This is a genomic window from Micrococcus lylae NBRC 15355 (genome assembly GCF_001570885.1).
Classification (GTDB): Bacteria; Actinomycetota; Actinomycetes; order Actinomycetales; family Micrococcaceae; genus Micrococcus; species Micrococcus lylae.
The window spans coordinates 1-15,293 of record NZ_BCSN01000061.1 but is presented as its reverse complement, the minus strand read 5'-3'; the positions used below and the strand labels follow the sequence as shown (position 1 = coordinate 15,293).

Sequence of the window (15,293 nt, the reverse complement as noted above, 5' to 3'; positions counted from 1 at the left end):
AAAGACCGGTGGTGGATTCTGGGCGGCGCCGTCCCTCTCGCGGCCATATGGGCAGTGTGCTCGCTGCGAGAGAAGGACCCTGAGCAGCAGTTCCCATCTGAAAACGTCACGATCCGGCTAGTCGAAGGAGATTTGTTCGCGCAAAACGCGTCAGCTCTGATCGGGATGACGACGACGTTCGACACCGAGCCGGGGATCATCGACAGCAGCAGCGTTCAGGGGAACCTGCTTCAGATGATCTATGGCGGATCGCAGCGGCAGCTCGATGCCGCGCTCACAACAGCCCTTACAGAAGTCAGGACCGTAGGTACTATCACGAAGCCCGGTAAGCAAGAGGTCTACCCGATCGGCACCGTCGCCGTGCTTCCCGGCCAGGGCACCACGCACTACTATTGCGTCGCCTACACCGACATGGACGAGCACAACCGGGCCAAGGGCACCATAAGGGGCATCCTGAACAGCCTCGACAGCGTCTGGGATGCCGCCGACCGCACCGGCAACGGGGAACCCATCTGTGTCCCACTGCTCGGCCAAGGACAGTCCCGCATCCCCGAGCTCACCGCCGAGGTCGCCGTCCGGCTGATCGCGTTCTCGTTCCTGCTCCGCACCCGACGCGGGCGATTCTCCAAAGAGCTCCGCATCGTCGTGCATCCCAACGAGATCGGGAAGATCGACCGCACCGAGTTCCAAGCGTTCCTCCGCTCCCTGGTCGCTGGATGAACTACGCCGACAGCAGTCTCGACATTCCCGAGCAGGAGCCTTGCGCGTTCTGCGACTACCTCAGCGGGGCACGCCCCTTCACTATCCTCTGTCGCAACGATCTGGTGGCGGTGCTTGTCACGAGAGAACAACGGGGTATCGGGCACCTGCTCATCCTCCCCGTGCGGCACTACCCGACCTTGTTGGAGTCCGAGTCCCACGAACGTCACGCGATGATGGACACTCTCGCATGGGCGGCCTCAGCAATCGACGCCGCATTCGAGCGCCCAGGAATCGCGGTCTGGCAGAACAACGGGACAACAGCACACCAAGCCATCCCGCACCTCCACTTCCACATCGCTGGCACCCTCCCCGATGGAGGCACAGACTTCGACGACGTCCCCGAACTTACCGTGGAACAAACCGGCCACATTGCCGAGCAAATCCTGGCAGCAGCACCCCCGAACGGGCCCTGCTCCCCGGCCTCCTGAGGACCCGCTCGAGTTCCGGTACACCGCAGACGCGTCCGGCGAGCTCCACGGGATAATCCTCCGGCACGCTCAGGCCGGTTTGCGTTTGCCACGGAGCCCATCAAGAAGTGCGGCGAGCCGGCCGGCCCCTTCGGTCCCTTCTCTCTCAGCTCCCCTCGGGAGGCTGCTTAGAAGAGGCGCACGTGGGTGTTGTCAGTTGCTGAGGCGAAGGGGCGGCCGGGGGTGGGGGCGACGTGAGCGCAATCGAGGGCATGTTTGCAGACCTGCCGGGCGTCCAGGCCGGTGTCCGAGACGTGGAAGTAGACCCAGGTACTCACCGCGCGCGGTGAGTTTGGGACGCAGCAGGTCTCGTTCCCATGTCCTCATGGCGGTGATGTGGCCGCTTTCCTGGAGACGGGATGCAGCGCGATGGAACTCGTCCTGGGAAATTCGCGCGCTGTCGGCCCGAGTCGAGAGGGTGGCCTCGTAGGAGGCATGAGAGTCGGGTTGCTGGCAGATCGAGGTGAGCCCCTGCCATTCGATCTCGGCCCGCCGGTACTGGCGGGCCAGACGGGTCGCCTGAGCGCGTTTGGGGCCATCAAGTGGGAATGGAGTGTCGCCGATGGACCGCTTCTGCTGCGGGATGAACTCCAGCTGTTCGAGCTGTTCGAGCTGTTCGAGCTGGTCGTGAACCTCATCGCGGAGCTCATCCGGACATACCTCGGTTGGGAAAAGCCAATGAGCGTGTCGAAGAGGTCCTCGCGAACGACGTGTGGATAACCCGGCTCCCTGGGGGCCAAGCCGTCACGGTCGGTCCATTCAGTGGTCATCCTACTTCGGGAGGCTCGAGCTGGCGGTCCAGGTTCTACTCCGTCGAGCTCACCCGCACGTAGGCCACCGTCTGTCCAACCACGTCTTTGACCCTCCGACATTTCTGTCCAACAGCCCGATTTGGGACCGCCTCTGACGTGATGGCCTCGTGGACGGGCAGGGTGTGTAAGGGGTATACCCGATTGGACGCACCGCCCCACCCCGCCAAGATCACCGTGTGGTCTCGTACGGCGCCGGCAGGTTGACTCCCTAGGGGGGACCGACTGCAGCGGGCCGCGGAGGGGAGTCCTAGTAGTGGTTATCGCGCGGCGTCGACGGTGCCCCGGTCGGGCACCGTGGCGGTCAGGAGGACCGCGGCCAGCGCCCCGCCGACAATGAAGATGTCCGCGATGTTGCCGATGAACCAGTTCCCGTAGGCGAGGAAGTCCACCACGTGGCCTTGCCCGAATGACGGTGGGCGCAGGAGCCGGTCACCCAGGTGGGAAGTCACCGCGCCGCCGAGACACCCGATCACGATCGCCCAGGACACGGTACGGACCCGGAGGGTGAACCAGATCGCCGCGGCGACCGCCACCGCCGAGATGATGGTGAAGATCCAGGTCGAGTTGGCCCCGAACGAGAAGGCCGCCCCGGGGTTGTAGGCCAGCTGGAGCCCGAGCAGCTCACCCAGGAGCGGGACTCGCTCGCCCGTGGACAGGCTGTTCTCCGCCCACCACTTGGTCACCTGGTCCAGGACCACTACGCCGGCCCCGATCGCAATGGTCAAGAGCACCAGGGGGTACCTGCGCCGGTGGTTCATTCGTGTCCTTTCGCGATGCGCCCGTTTCCCGGCGCCTCAGTGGATCTGCTGACCCCGGCGCGACCTGTGAAATCGCCGGCAGGTACCGGATGGACCGGACAGGTCGGGTCTCACCGGGCCTGGGCGTCTCTGTCCCGCAGGCACGGTAGGAGCTCATCCCGTGGTGGCGGGTTGGGCTTGCCGGTCGGTGAGGGGTTCCAGGGCGGTGCGTCGGGTGGTGGCGGCGCGCAGGCCGTTGCCGATGACGATGACCTCGGCGACCTCGTGGACCAGGACCACGGCGGCCAGGCCGAGGACGCCGGTGATGGCCAGCGGCAGCAGCACGGCGATGATCAGCAGCGAGAGAATGATGTTCTGATTGATGATGGCCCGGCCGCGGCGGGCGTGGGCCAGAGCTTGGGGGATCAGGCGCAGGTCGTGGCCGGTGAAGGCGACATCGGCGGATTCGATGGCTGCGTCCGAGCCGGTGGCGCCCATGGCGATGCCGACCTCGGCGGCGGCCAGGGCGGGAGAGTCGTTGATGCCGTCACCGATCATCGCGGTGGGCCGGGTGCCGGTCAACTGGTGGACGGCGGTGGCCTTGTCCTCGGGGCGCAACTCGGCGCGCACGTCGTCGATGCCGGCCTGGTCGGCGATCGCCCGGGCGGTGCGGGCGTTGTCCCCGGTGAGCATGGTCAGGTCGATGCCCTGGCCGGTCAGGGTGGTCACGACGGTGGGGACCTCAGGGCGCAGTTCGTCACGGACCCCGATGGCCCCGGCGACCGCCCCGTCGCGGTGGATGATGACCACGGTCATGCCCTGGTCCTCCAGCCCCTGGACCTGGGCCGCCAGGGGGCCGGGGGCCAGCCAGCGGGGGCTGCCGACGGTGACGGTAGCCCCGTCCAGGCGGCCGGTGATCCCGTGCCCGGCGGTCTCGGTGACGCCCTCGGCCGCGGGCGTGTCCGGGGTGGCGGCGGTGATGGCCGCGGCCAACGGGTGGGTGCTGTGCTGTTCCAGTGCCGCGGCCCAGCCCAGCACTTGGTCCTCGGTGATGCCGGGGGCGGCGAGCACGGCGGTGACGGTGGGCTGGTTGCGGGTCAGGGTCCCGGTCTTGTCCACCGCCAGGTGGCGGATCCCGCCGAGGCGCTCGAAGGCGGCCCCGGATTTGATGACCACCCCGAACCGGCTGGCCGCGCCGATCGCCGAGACCACGGTGACCGGCACCGCGATGGCCAGCGCGCAGGGCGAGGCGGCCACCAACACCACCAGGGCGCGGGTGATCCACAGTTCCGGGTCCCCGAGCAGGGACCCGAGGGCCGCGACGAGCACGGCCAGGATGAGCACCCCGGGCACCAGGGGCTTCGCGATCCGGTCGGCCAGCCGGGCCCGGTCCCCCTTCTCGGCCTGGGCCTGTTCGACCAGGTGCACGATGGTGGTCAGGGAGTTGTCGGTGCCGGCGGCGGTGGCGTCAATCTCCAGGGCCCCGGCGGTATTGATCGACCCGGCCGAGACGGTGTCTCCCGGGCCGACCTCGACCGGGATGGACTCGCCGGTGATCGCCGAGGTGTCCAGGGAACTGCGCCCGGTACGCACGATCCCGTCGGTGGCGACCCGTTCCCCGGGCCGGACCACGAGCACCTGCCCGGGTCGCAGGTCCTTGGCCTCGACCTCCACCGTGGCCCCGCCGGCCCGGATGGTCGCGGTCTCGGGCACCAGTTTCAGCAGGGCGCGCAGGCCCGCCCGGGCCCGGTCCATGGCCTTGTCTTCCAGGGCCTCGGCGATGGAGTACAGGAACGCCAGGGCGGCGGCCTCCTCGATGTAGCCCAGGATCACCGCGCCGATGGCGCTGATCGTCATCAGCAGTCCGATCCCGAGCCGGCCCCGGGTGAACAATCCGCGCAGCGCCCCGGGCACGAAGGTCCAGGCGCCCAGCACCAGCCCGACCCAGAACACCACCGTGGCCACGAGACCGGCCCCGGACCATTCCAGGACCAGCCCGGTGAGGAACGCCAGCCCGGAGAGCGCCGGGAGCAGGATGGCTGCATCGCGCCACCACGGCCGGTGCTCCTCGTGCTCCTCGGGTGCACCGGGAGTGGGGGTCGGGGCCTCGCAGCCGCAGGCGGCGCTCACGAGGCCACCTCCGCCGTGTCGCAGCACCCGGGTACCGGGCAGCCCGGGTCCAGGCAGGGCGCGGAGGCATCCACCGCGAGGGTCACCTCGAGCAGACTGCTCAGCGCCCGGGCCAGGTGCGCATCGACGATCGCGTACCGGGTGCGGCGGCCCTGGTGCTCGACGGCCACGATCCCGCAGTCCCGCAGGCAGGCCAGGTGGTTCGACACGTTCGACCGGCTCAGCCCCAGAGCCTGGGCCAGCTCGGCCGGATACCCGGGGCCCTCCAGCAGGGACAGCAGGATCCGGGATCGGGTGGGGTCGGCCATCGCCCGGCCCAGTCGGTTCATCACGTCCAACCGTGTCGCAATCGTCAGCATGTGGTGAACTATACAGCCTGTGCTGTAGTCTCTTGCGCGGTTTCGCCCGGGCCGGGCGACCCCGATCGATTGAATCAGTGAGGACCCTCCGTGACTGCCCGTTGCTGCCCCACCTTCCCGCATCGCCGCTGCCGGGGCCGAGGAGGACGGCCATGAGCCTGGGTGGGTTCTTCGCCGAGATGGTCCAGTCCGGGGCACTGCTGGTGGCGATGCCGCTGGCCGTGGTCGCCGGGCTGGTGTCCTTCCTCTCCCCGTGCATCTTGCCGCTGGTGCCCGGATACCTGGGGTATGTCTCCGGGCTGGCCGACCCGCGCCGGGCGGACAACCGGCGCCGGGTGATGACCGGGGTGGGACTGTTCATTATGGGCTTCGCCGCGGTGTTCACCCTCTACGGGGCCGCCTTCGGGGTGATCGGCGGGTGGCTGTTGCAGTGGCAGGACGCGCTGATCCGGGCCTTGGGGGTGTTCGTGATCCTGATGGGCCTGGTGCTCATCGGCTGGCTGCCGTTCCTGCAGAACACCCGGCGGATGTCCTTCCAGCCCAGGACCGGGATCGCCGGGGCCCCGCTGCTCGGGGTGGTCTTCGGCCTGGGCTGGACCCCGTGTATGGGCCCGACCCTCAGCGCCGTGCTGGCGTTGAGCACCACCACCGGGGACCCCTGGCGCGGGGCCCTGCTGGGCTTCCTCTACTGTCTGGGCCTGGGCATCCCCTTCGTGCTGGTGGCGATGGGCCTGGACTGGGTCACCCGAACGCTGGGCTTCGTCCGCCGCCACATCCGCGCCTTCAACATCATCGGCGGGGTACTGCTGGTGCTCGTCGGGGTGCTGATGGTCACCGGGATCTGGACCCTGTGGATCTACCAGCTGCAGAACCTGGCCGGCACCTTCACCACCCCCGTCTAACCCCGCCCGCACACGCCCCCCACCTCACGGATTGGACCGCTCGTGACTTCCCCTGACCCCACCGCTTCCACCCCGTCTTCTCCCACCCCGTCCCGGCAGCGCCGGGCCAAGATCGTGGTCTGGGTGCTGCTGGGCCTGGTCGTGGCCGCCGCCCTCATCGGTTACCTTGTGGCCCGCGGGACCGCCACCGCCCAGCAGCAGGACCCCAACCAGTCCACCGCCCAGTCCACCGGGCAGTCGACTGGGTCTGCCGGTCAGTTGGTGCGGGAGAATAGCCGGGTGCTCTCGCAGGCCCCCAATGAGAAGGCCGTGCTGGTGGAGTTCCTGGACTTCGAGTGCGAGGCCTGCGCGGCGGCTTACCCCTTCGTGGAGGACCTGCGCGCCGAGTATGCGGACACCGTGACCTTCGTGCACCGGTACTTCCCGCTGCCGGGCCACCCGAACTCGGTCACCGCGGCCATCGCCGTGGAGGCCGCTGCCCAGCAGGGCGCCTACGAGTCGATGTACCAGAAGATGTTCGAGACCCAGACCGAGTGGAGCCACACCACGGAGGACCGCAGCCCGGTCTTCCGGGCCTACGCCGAAGAGTTGGGCCTGGACATGGCCGCCTACGATGCCGCGGTGGCCGACCCGGCCACCCGGGACCGGGTCGAGCTGGACGTGGCCGACGGCACCGCCCTGGGCATGGCCGGGACCCCGACCTTCTACCTCGACGGTGAGCCGCTCACCGTGAACAGCCTGGAAGAGTTCACCGCCGCCGTCGAGGCCGCCACCCAGGACTGACCGCCCGGACCATCCGCGGCCACCCGGGCCAGAGCAGAGGACCGAGAGCAAAGGACTTCCCATGACCGACCGGCTCACCGAGCCCACCGCCCCGAGCGCCGCCTCCCCAGTATCGGCAGCCGGCCCGGCGCCGGCCCCGGCGTGGTTCACCGGGCGCCGGGCCTTCGGCCTGGTGCTGCTCGTCACCGGCGCCGTCGGCTGGATCGCCTCGGCGACCCTGGTCCTCGAACGCCTCGCCCTCTACGAGAACCCCGGCCACACCACCAGCTGTGACATCAACCCCTGGGTGTCCTGCGGACGGGTCATGGGCACCTGGCAGTCCGAGCTGTTCGGCTTCCCCAACCCGCTGATCGGCATCGTCGCCTTCGCCGTGGTGATCTCCACCGCGATGGTCGTGCTCTCCGGGGCCCGGCCCGGCCGCGGGTACTGGCTCGGGCTGCAGGCCGGGGTCACCCTCGGGATAGGGTTCGTGGCCTGGCTGTGGTTCCAGGCCCTGTACGAGATCTACATCCTCTGCCTGTACTGCATGATCGTCTGGGCGGCCATGATCCCCCTGTTCCTCCTGCTCACCGCCCGCAACCTCGCCCACGGCGTGATCCCCGCCCCGCCGGGGGTGGTCCGGTTCGCCACCGGCTGGGCCGGGACCCTCATCGCCGTCGCCTACGTCGCCGTCGCCGGCTCGGTCTTCGTCCAGTTCCTCCCCGCCTTCACCGGCTTCTGACCGGTCCTGGGGCGCGACCTCGCCATTATCGACTGAAGGCGCTATCATCGTCGTATGACGATGATTAAGGAGCCGGGGGTGTCCCCGGCGGCGGGCCTGGGCCCGGCGGCGGCGCTGTTCCACGGGTTCTCCGACCCCACCCGGTTGGCGATCCTGCGGCACCTGGCCACCGGGGAGCACAAAGTGCGCGAGCTGACCGAGCACCTCGGGTTGGCCCAGTCCACGGTCAGTGCGCACCTGGCCTGCCTGGCCGGCTGCGGGTTGGTGGCCTCCCGGCCGGCGGGCCGGGCCTCGCTGTACGCCCTGGCCGCCGAGCCCGAGCTGCTTCAGGTGCTGGCCGCCGCCGAGCGGCTGCTGACGGTCACCGGGCACGCGGTCGAGCTCTGCCCACACTCCGGCACCCCGGGCCCCGACGGCCCCGCCGCGGCCTGAGCCCGGTCCCGGAGAAGGAGGACACAGTTAATGGGTGCACACCACCACGCCTCGCCGGCGCACCGCTGGCGGCTGGCGGTCGCTTTCGCCATCACCACGGCGGTGCTGCTGGCCGAGGTGGCCGGGGCGCTGATCACCGGCAGCCTGGCCCTACTGGTGGACGCGGCGCACATGCTCACCGACGCTGGCGGGTTGCTGATGGCCCTGCTGGCCTCCACCCTGATGGCTCGGCCGCCCACGGCCCGGCGCACCTGGGGGTTCCTGCGCGCCGAGGTGTTGGCCGCCCTGGCCCAGGCCGCCATCCTGCTGGCCGTGGGTCTCTACGCCTTCATCGAGGGCCTGCAGCGACTGTTTGCCCCGCCCGAGGTAGCCTCCGGCCCTCTGCTGCTGTTCGGGATCCTCGGCTTGGCCGGTAACCTCGCCTCGCTGGCCGTCCTCGGCTCCGGCCGCGGGGCCAACCTGAACATGCGCGCCGCGTTCCTGGAGGTCCTCAACGATGCGCTGGGCTCGGTGGCCGTGATCGCCAGCGCCCTGGTCATCGCCACCACCGGCTGGGCGCAGGCCGACGCCGTGGCCGGGATGCTCATCGCCGTGTTGATTGTGCCCCGCACCCTGAAGATCCTGGCCGAGGCCGCGCACATCCTGCTCGAATCCACCCCCCGGGACCTGGACCTCGCCGAGGTTCGGGACCACCTTGAAGCGGTGCCGCACGTGGTGTCCGTGCACGACCTGCACGCCTCCCAGATCGCCACCGGGGTCCCCGTGCTCAGCGCCCACGTCGTCGTCGAGGACCACTGCTTCCACGACGGGCACGCCCCCCAGATCCTGGACCAGCTCCAACACTGCGTCGCCGAGCACTTCGACGTGGCGATCGACCACTCCACCTTCCAACTCGAACCCGCCGCCCACGCCCACCACGAACACCCCACCCACCACTGACCCAGTGGGGCTGGTTGAGCAATAGACGCGTCCGCAGGAGGAACCCCCCACCGGACACACCCGCAGCCGACATGGATGAACAGTGGCACGCCACTAGGGACATCCCGCATGACCCGTCCGGTGGTCCGTCCCGCGACGGCACGTCATACGACACGCCCCCGGGTGGGTCACCATCGGCGGCACACAGCTCCGCAGCCCGCGGTGGTCATCGGCGTTGGGCCAGCACCTTCTGTCCGGCTTCGCGCAGTTCCCCCGTGGGTGAGACGTGGCGGTAGAGGGTCTGGCGGGTGATGCCCAGTTCCTTACACAGGGCACCGACGTTGGTGTCCTTGTTCCCCATCGAGGCCATCGCCAGGCGGATCTTGGCCGGGGTCATCTTGTAGGGCCGGCCGCCCTTGCGGCCTCGGGCCCGGGCCGAGGCCAGGCCGGCCTTGGTGCGTTCGGAGATCAGCTCGCGTTCGAACTCGGCCAGGGCGGCGAAGATCCCGAACACCAGCTTGCCGGAGGCGGTCGTGGTGTCAATCGCCGCCCCCTGGCCGGTGAGCACCTTCAGGCCCACGCCCCGCTCGGTGAGCTCGTGCACGATGTTGACCAGGTGGCGCAGGTCCCGGCCGAGTCGGTCCAGCTTCCACACCAGCAGGGTATCCCCGGCCCGCAGCGCTTTCAGGCACGCGGCCAGATGGGGACGGTCATCGCTCTTGCCGGAGGCCTTGTCCTCGTACAGAGCCTCCGGTTCCACGCCGGCTTCGAGCAGGGCGTCGCGTTGCAGGTCGGTGGCCTGGGAGCCGTCAGCCTTAGACACCCGCATGTACCCCACGAGCACCGCCCACCACCCCTGTCATTTATTCGATCGTTTATGTGACACGAGGCCCGCAGAGCGAAGTGTTGAGAAATATTGTCACGTAACCGGTCATTTATTCTACGTCTCGCAGACGGTCACGGCGCAGCTATGGTGACAGGTAGTCCGAAGGGATGCCGAGCTCGGTGAAATTGCTCCGGACGCCTTGGATCACTTCGTCGTTGTCGCGGCGGTACATCGTGCAGAAGTTGAAGAGTTGGCGGGCGGTCTCGGGGGTGGTCCGGGCTTCCTCGACGACGGCCTGAAAGTTCTTTTTGATCTCCTACCAACGGATGGCGGTGGGGTCCGTGGTTTGTTCGGTGCTGCCGGGGTCGCGGGAAATGTCCGGTTGGGGCAGGAACACCTCGGCTTCGCGTCCGGGGCAGGTCATGGCCCGGGTTTCGAGCAGGTGTATCGCGGTGGCGGCGGCTTCCAGGGACTGGAGTTGGCGCTGATCGGAGAGTTCCTCGTAGGGGCGCCACGGGCCCTGTCCGGCGCGGACCGGGTGGCCGGTGCGGTCCCACACCTGTCGTGTCAGCCGGCCGGGTGCGCCGCATTCGATGATGGTCGCGCCGAGCTCGTCGAGCAGCGTCCTGAGTAGTCGGAACCAGAGGCCTGCGTGCACCCGGTGTCGGGGAAGGGCGACGGATCCTGTGGTCAGGGCCTGCCAGGTCCGCTGGTCCATGCTCCGGATCGCCGCCCCGACCGGTCGCGGCTCGGGCCTACCCGGCGAGACGTGCCAGAAGTCGTGGTAGCCCACCGGGCCGTTGTGGCGTTCGAGTCGGCAGTGGTGGACGGGGCAGGAGAGCAATAGGGGCACCAGCCACGCCAGTTGGTAGGGGCAGGGAGGGGTGGATTCCATGGTGCAGCGCGGACAGGCCCGGTGTTGCCAGCCGGCATCCGTGGGCAACCAGGCCCGCCAGTCCTCCACGGTACGGTCGCGTCTCCTTCCCCGGGGCAGCAGTACCGCCAGCTGGCGGGTATAGGTGGTGTAGGCCTCCGCCGCTGGCTCGAGTTGGTCCAGCAGCCAGGGGGTCTGCCCGCCGAGAGTCATGGCCCGTATGGTGTCGGTTCCGGTTCTGGTGCGGCCGGCTAGCTGGTTGATGAATTCCTCCGGGGCGGCCACGTCCAGGTCCCCGGGGCGGGAGATGCAGAACCCGGTATCGAGAACGAGGTCCTCGACCTCGGCCCCGTAGCGGTGGGCTATCCGGCGCAGCCAGGAGGTGAGTGCCTCACCGGTGACCGGGGCCGGGTGCACCGGCCACCGAGTGCTCACAGCAGCTCGCGTTCGAAGACCCGGCGGCGTTCGGTCGGCCCGGTGTAGTTAGCCATCGTCAGGGTCCGGTGGTCGATGGCCTCGAGGCCGGACTCGACGGCGGCCACCGCGGCCGCGGTCAGCAGGTGGGCCAGCTCCCCGATGGTGCCCTCGCTGCGGGCCAGCAGGTAGCGGGCCATGTCCTCGGTGTCGATCACCGATGGTTTCCGAAGGGGGAAGGAGGCGGCGAAGCTGGCCAGCAGGGATCTCGCCTGGTCGTCGGCCTCCCAGAGCGGGAGCACGAAGGGTTCGAAGCGGTTCTCCAACTGGTCATCGGAGCGCACCGCCAGGTAGGCCTCGCGGGTGCCGACCCCGACCAGCGGGATGCGCAGTTCGTTGCCCAGAAACCGCAGTAGGTTCAGGAACTCCCGACGGGTGTCCCCGCGACCGGCCAGCACGTTGTGCAGCTCATCAACGACCAGCATCCGCGCCCCGACCTCGCGCAGCAGGGACAAGGCGAGGCGTTCGAGCTCCACCAGACGAGGCCGGGGCCGCAGGGGTGCGCCCAGGACGGACAGGATCGCGGTGTAGAACCGCAAGGGTGATGGTTCCGAGGGCATCTGCACGCACACCACCGGGACCTGCTCCCGGTCCGGTTCGGAGCTGGGCGGGTGCTGCCGGCGGAAGCGCTCGATGATCATCGACTTGCCGTTGTTTGTCGGGCCCACCAGTAGCAGGTTGGGCATGCGCTGCTTCGCCGGCCAGCCGAGCATGGTCTCCAGACGCTCGACGGCCTCGACCGCCTTCGGGTAGCCGATCCAGCGGTCCGCGCGGATCCGCTGGACCCGCTCGGCCGCCGGCAATCGCGCCACCGGCTGCGCGGCCGGGTGCAAGTGGGACAGCTCCAGCGGCTCGTACTCGTTGGCATTCACCATTGCTCGATCTCCCCGAACCGGGCCACCACATCCAAGTCCGTTGGTACGACCGGTGGTTCCGGCACCGGGGGCGTCTGCCTCGTAGTGGTCGTCCCGGTCTGGGTGCGGCGTTGCCTCTCGCGGCGGGTGCGCTTGGTGGTCTTCTGGGCGGTCTCGGAGATGGTGCGCATCTGCTCGATCATCCGGAACAGGCCCGACTCGTCGACTTCGGTGGCCCCACGCTCGCGCAGCCGGGCCAGAGCCTGCCGGTGCTCCCACACGCTGACCGCCGGGTTCGACAACGCCCGATACGGGACCTCGATGTACGCGGTGTCCTCGGGGTCCAGCACCCAGATGCGGCTGATATCGCGCGGATCCCGCCGGATGAGGAACCGCTCCAGGGCCTCGCGGCGTGCGATCCACGGCTTGAGCGCATTGGCGAAATAGTGGACATGGTCCAGAACAAACCCGGTGCGCGTGAGCTTGCGGCGGAACACGGGCAGAAAGTCCACTAAGAACGCCGTCGGGTTGGCCGTCGTCATCGGGGTACTGGTCGCTGCGACCGACTCGACCCACCGTCCGGCCGGGGTCTGGCCCAGCGTGGAGTGCACCGTGCCGTGGTAGGTCGCCACAGCCAACACCAGCCACCGCTCCAACTCGGCAATCGTCAGTGCGGCCATCTTCTCGGCGTCGTACGCTCCACGCTCGACTGGGTTCGAAAACGTGGTCCCCGGCAGCTCGTGGATCTGTCGCATGGCCGTGCCGATGACCCGCTCGACGATCCCGCCGTAATGCGGCCGGCCCAGCGGGCGGTAGTCGAGGCTGATACCGTGCTGGTCGCACCCGCGGGTGAGCGCTTCGCTCTTGAACTCCCGAGCATTGTCCACATACAGGGCCTTCGGCTTGCCACTCATCGGCCAGGCCGCGTCGATTCCGAGCCGCTCCAGCCAGGGCCGCTTGTCACCGGCCGCATGGGCCAGGCACAACCCCACCGACACCGCCGAGGGCGGCTCCAAGGTCACCACCATTCCAACCAGACACCGACTGCACACGTCGATGGCCACCGTCAGATACGGCCGTCCGATCGGCTGACGGTCACGGTCATCGACCACGATCAGATCCATGACCGTGTGATCGATCTGCACCTGGTCCAGGATCGACTCGACTACCGGAACCTCGTCCCCGGCCGATTGCAACGGCCGGACGCTCTCGGCCCCCTCGCGCCGCCGGCCCACCTCGACCGGATTCATCCGAGCGATCCGCGCGGCCACCGTGTTCCGTGCCGGAGCCGGCAGCCCCTGCACGGCGCAGGCCCGCGTGATCTCCCGATGCAGGGAGGCAATGCTGCGCTTCTGCCGGGTCAAGTACCGCTGGCGCACCAGCTCACGGATGATCTGCTCCACTGGCTCCGTCAGCCGGCCCCCACCCTTGCCACCATCCGATCGCCGGGGGACAAGATCAGTGACCAGGCCCGAGCCCCGCCGGTACCGCTCCAGCAGCACGTACACCCGGCGCCGGGAGATCCCCAGCTCCATCGCGGCTTCGTCGACGGCAGCCAGTCCCACTGGATCGTGCTCGGCCAGGCGACCGATCACCCCGGCCCGCAACCGGGCCTGCTCCCACTCACGCTCGGGCACCGCAAGCACGCCCGGTCCAGCCATCTCATCCTGGTCGCCGTCCACGCCCGCCTCCTCATAGAGAACAGGACTACTGAGCAGATGCGACGCTAGTGCACAGGACTACTGAACGACCAGGGCTCGGGAGTCGACGACACCACCCCCGAGAGGACGGGCCCGAGAGCGCAGTCGACTTCTGAAAATGACAAGGACTGAGCTCGCTCGACGTACGGTGAAGGATCCCCTTACGGGCAGGCGATCTGGGCTGACGCCTGTGACCGAGTGTTCAGTTAGTGCTGTATAGTTCAGTCCATGCTGACTATTGCTTCGCGTCTCGACGTGATGAACCGCCTGGGTCGGGCACTGGCCGACCCCACTCGATCCCGGATCATCTTGACCCTGCTCGACCATCCCGCTTACCCGGCGGAACTGGCCCGAGATCTGGACCTGACACGCCCGAACGTGTCCAACCACCTGGCATGCCTGCGCGATTGCGGGATCGTCGTCTCCGAGCCCGAGGGTCGTCGGACACGATATGAGATCGCCGATTCGCACCTGGCGCAGGCGCTGACGGCACTGGTCGATGCCACCCTGGCAGTGGACGAAGACGCCCCGTGCATCGATCCCGCCTGCTCGCTTCCCGGATGCGACGCAGCTGGGGAGGGCGCATGAACCTCACCTCGGTCTTGCAGGCGATGGGCCTGTTCGCAGCGACCAACATCGACGACATCATCGTGCTCTCCCTCTTCTTCGCGCGAGGGGCAGGCCAGCGCGGCACTACCGCCCGCATTCTGGCCGGCCAGTACCTCGGATTCGCCGGCATCCTCGGTGCCGCGGTCCTGGTGACCATCGGCGCCGGAGCATTCCTGCCCTCGGCAGCCATCCCGTACTTCGGTCTCATCCCTCTAGGCCTCGGCCTCCGGGCCGCATGGCAGGCCTGGCGCGGAGACGATGACGACGATGACGACGAGGCCAAGGTTGCCGGCAAGAAGGTCGGCGTGTGGACAGTCGCAGGCGTCACCCTTGCCAACGGCGGCGACAACATCGGCGTCTACACCCCTGTCTTCCTCAGCGTGGAACCTCTCGCAGTAGTCGCCTACTGCATCGTCTTCCTCGCGCTCGTCGCGGTCCTGGTGGCCCTGGCAAAGTTCGTCGCCACCCGCCCCCCGATCGCCGAAGTGCTCGAACGCTGGGAGCACATCCTCTTCCCCATCGTTCTCATCGGCCTCGGCATCGTGATCCTCGTCAGCGGCGGAGCCTTCGGACTCTGACGTAGCGGCAGCGATCCAAACGGCCCCGACCGGGCGCACCCCTCTCGGTTCAGACCGCGACACCTACCTGCAGCCAGTCCTGCATGATCGCGGCAACAAGACCGCCACGGAGCGCTGCAAAAACCCCGCCACCAAGCGAACGAAGCCACAGGGCAGGGCGTGTAAAGGGGTATACCCGGGTGAACGCTGGCCAGATGCTTCTGCGTGCAGCTCCGCCCCCCCCTACCCGTACCAGGCGGCCTGGGGGTACCACTCGAGCAGTACCCCATGCCGACTCTTCTCCTGACGCCGGTCGGTGTCTAAGTCCGACCTACCGCCTACCCTTGACCTAAGTACACCCCGCCGGGCGCCTAGA

General features: G+C 68.6%; 17 protein-coding genes. 9 read left to right on the top strand and 8 right to left on the bottom strand.

Annotated features, from left to right (window positions below; translation table 11 throughout):
* Together MLY01S_RS12690 and MLY01S_RS10475 are read left to right on the top strand one after the other, a co-directional pair.
* A partial coding sequence (locus tag MLY01S_RS12690) for a macro domain-containing protein (protein WP_067191822.1) occupies positions 1–720 on the top strand: 720 nt, incomplete at its 5' end.
* Positions 717–1,190, top strand: coding sequence for an HIT family protein (locus tag MLY01S_RS10475; RefSeq protein WP_067191820.1), 474 nt, complete (start codon positions 717–719; stop codon positions 1,188–1,190). The genes MLY01S_RS12690 and MLY01S_RS10475, both read left to right, overlap by 4 nt.
* Before the next feature lie 167 nt (positions 1,191–1,357).
* Here the strand turns inward: MLY01S_RS10475 and MLY01S_RS12495 are convergent, their stop codons facing one another.
* The 4 genes from MLY01S_RS12495 to cmtR (MLY01S_RS10455) all read right to left on the bottom strand — a co-directional run bounded on the left by MLY01S_RS12495 (position 1,358) and on the right by cmtR (MLY01S_RS10455) (position 5,267).
* On the bottom strand, positions 1,358–1,507 hold the full coding sequence (locus MLY01S_RS12495) for a hypothetical protein (RefSeq protein ID WP_157531293.1): 150 nt from the start codon (positions 1,505–1,507) through the stop codon (positions 1,358–1,360).
* A gap of 791 nt (positions 1,508–2,298) precedes the next feature.
* Positions 2,299–2,772: a signal peptidase II gene (locus tag MLY01S_RS10465; protein ID WP_227718746.1), complete on the bottom strand. Its 474-nt coding sequence runs from the start codon at positions 2,770–2,772 to the stop codon at positions 2,299–2,301.
* Between the two features lie 180 nt (positions 2,773–2,952).
* Complete coding sequence (locus tag MLY01S_RS10460) at positions 2,953–4,908, bottom strand: heavy metal translocating P-type ATPase (protein WP_170721174.1); 1,956 nt, start codon at positions 4,906–4,908, stop codon at positions 2,953–2,955.
* Positions 4,905–5,267: a Cd(II)/Pb(II)-sensing metalloregulatory transcriptional regulator CmtR gene (gene cmtR / locus MLY01S_RS10455; RefSeq protein WP_060775722.1), complete on the bottom strand. Its 363-nt coding sequence runs from the start codon at positions 5,265–5,267 to the stop codon at positions 4,905–4,907. Before cmtR (MLY01S_RS10455) ends, MLY01S_RS10460 begins: the two co-directional genes overlap by 4 nt.
* A gap of 152 nt (positions 5,268–5,419) precedes the next feature.
* Between cmtR (MLY01S_RS10455) and MLY01S_RS10450 the strand changes: the two genes are divergently transcribed.
* The 5 genes from MLY01S_RS10450 (at position 5,420) to MLY01S_RS10430 (ending at position 9,044) form a co-directional block, all read left to right on the top strand.
* Positions 5,420–6,169, top strand: a complete 750-nt coding sequence (locus MLY01S_RS10450; RefSeq protein ID WP_036313837.1) for a cytochrome c biogenesis CcdA family protein — start codon at positions 5,420–5,422, stop codon at positions 6,167–6,169.
* A 42-nt stretch (positions 6,170–6,211) separates the two neighbouring features.
* Positions 6,212–6,952, top strand: coding sequence for a DsbA family protein (locus MLY01S_RS10445; protein WP_067191817.1), 741 nt, complete (start codon positions 6,212–6,214; stop codon positions 6,950–6,952).
* 61 nt (positions 6,953–7,013) lie between these two features.
* On the top strand, positions 7,014–7,673 hold the full coding sequence (locus MLY01S_RS10440) for a vitamin K epoxide reductase family protein (RefSeq protein ID WP_036313831.1): 660 nt from the start codon (positions 7,014–7,016) through the stop codon (positions 7,671–7,673).
* A 54-nt stretch (positions 7,674–7,727) separates the two neighbouring features.
* Positions 7,728–8,105, top strand: coding sequence for an ArsR/SmtB family transcription factor (locus MLY01S_RS10435; protein ID WP_067191815.1), 378 nt, complete (start codon positions 7,728–7,730; stop codon positions 8,103–8,105).
* 30 nt (positions 8,106–8,135) lie between these two features.
* On the top strand, positions 8,136–9,044 hold the full coding sequence (locus tag MLY01S_RS10430) for a cation diffusion facilitator family transporter (RefSeq protein ID WP_036313825.1): 909 nt from the start codon (positions 8,136–8,138) through the stop codon (positions 9,042–9,044).
* 205 nt (positions 9,045–9,249) lie between these two features.
* On the opposite strand, the gene MLY01S_RS10425 is transcribed toward MLY01S_RS10430, so the two are convergent.
* The 4 genes from MLY01S_RS10425 to MLY01S_RS10410 all read right to left on the bottom strand — a co-directional run bounded on the left by MLY01S_RS10425 (position 9,250) and on the right by MLY01S_RS10410 (position 13,733).
* The gene (locus MLY01S_RS10425) at positions 9,250–9,867 is read right to left on the bottom strand and encodes a recombinase family protein (protein ID WP_036313821.1); all 618 of its coding nucleotides are present in this window, start codon (positions 9,865–9,867) and stop codon (positions 9,250–9,252) included.
* 298 nt (positions 9,868–10,165) lie between these two features.
* The gene (locus MLY01S_RS10420) at positions 10,166–11,158 is read right to left on the bottom strand and encodes a TniQ family protein (RefSeq protein ID WP_082740115.1); all 993 of its coding nucleotides are present in this window, start codon (positions 11,156–11,158) and stop codon (positions 10,166–10,168) included.
* A complete protein-coding gene (locus tag MLY01S_RS10415) occupies positions 11,155–12,072 on the bottom strand; it encodes a TniB family NTP-binding protein (RefSeq protein WP_049147597.1) in 918 nt (305 codons plus the stop codon). The genes MLY01S_RS10420 and MLY01S_RS10415 overlap by 4 nt, the downstream gene beginning before the upstream one ends.
* Positions 12,066–13,733, bottom strand: a complete 1,668-nt coding sequence (locus tag MLY01S_RS10410) for a TnsB C-terminal domain-containing protein (RefSeq protein WP_135103377.1) — start codon at positions 13,731–13,733, stop codon at positions 12,066–12,068. Before MLY01S_RS10410 ends, MLY01S_RS10415 begins: the two co-directional genes overlap by 7 nt.
* Before the next feature lie 246 nt (positions 13,734–13,979).
* Between MLY01S_RS10410 and cmtR (MLY01S_RS12210) the strand changes: the two genes are divergently transcribed.
* Together cmtR (MLY01S_RS12210) and MLY01S_RS10405 are read left to right on the top strand one after the other, a co-directional pair.
* Positions 13,980–14,339 (top strand): Cd(II)/Pb(II)-sensing metalloregulatory transcriptional regulator CmtR, encoded by a 360-nt coding sequence (gene cmtR, locus MLY01S_RS12210; protein WP_006590980.1) that lies wholly within the window; start codon positions 13,980–13,982, stop codon positions 14,337–14,339.
* Positions 14,336–14,938 carry a cadmium resistance transporter gene (locus MLY01S_RS10405; protein WP_067191811.1) on the top strand — a complete coding sequence of 201 codons (603 nt, stop codon included), beginning with the start codon at positions 14,336–14,338 and terminating at the stop codon, positions 14,936–14,938. Before cmtR (MLY01S_RS12210) ends, MLY01S_RS10405 begins: the two co-directional genes overlap by 4 nt.
* The last annotated feature ends 355 nt before the right edge of the window (positions 14,939–15,293 follow it).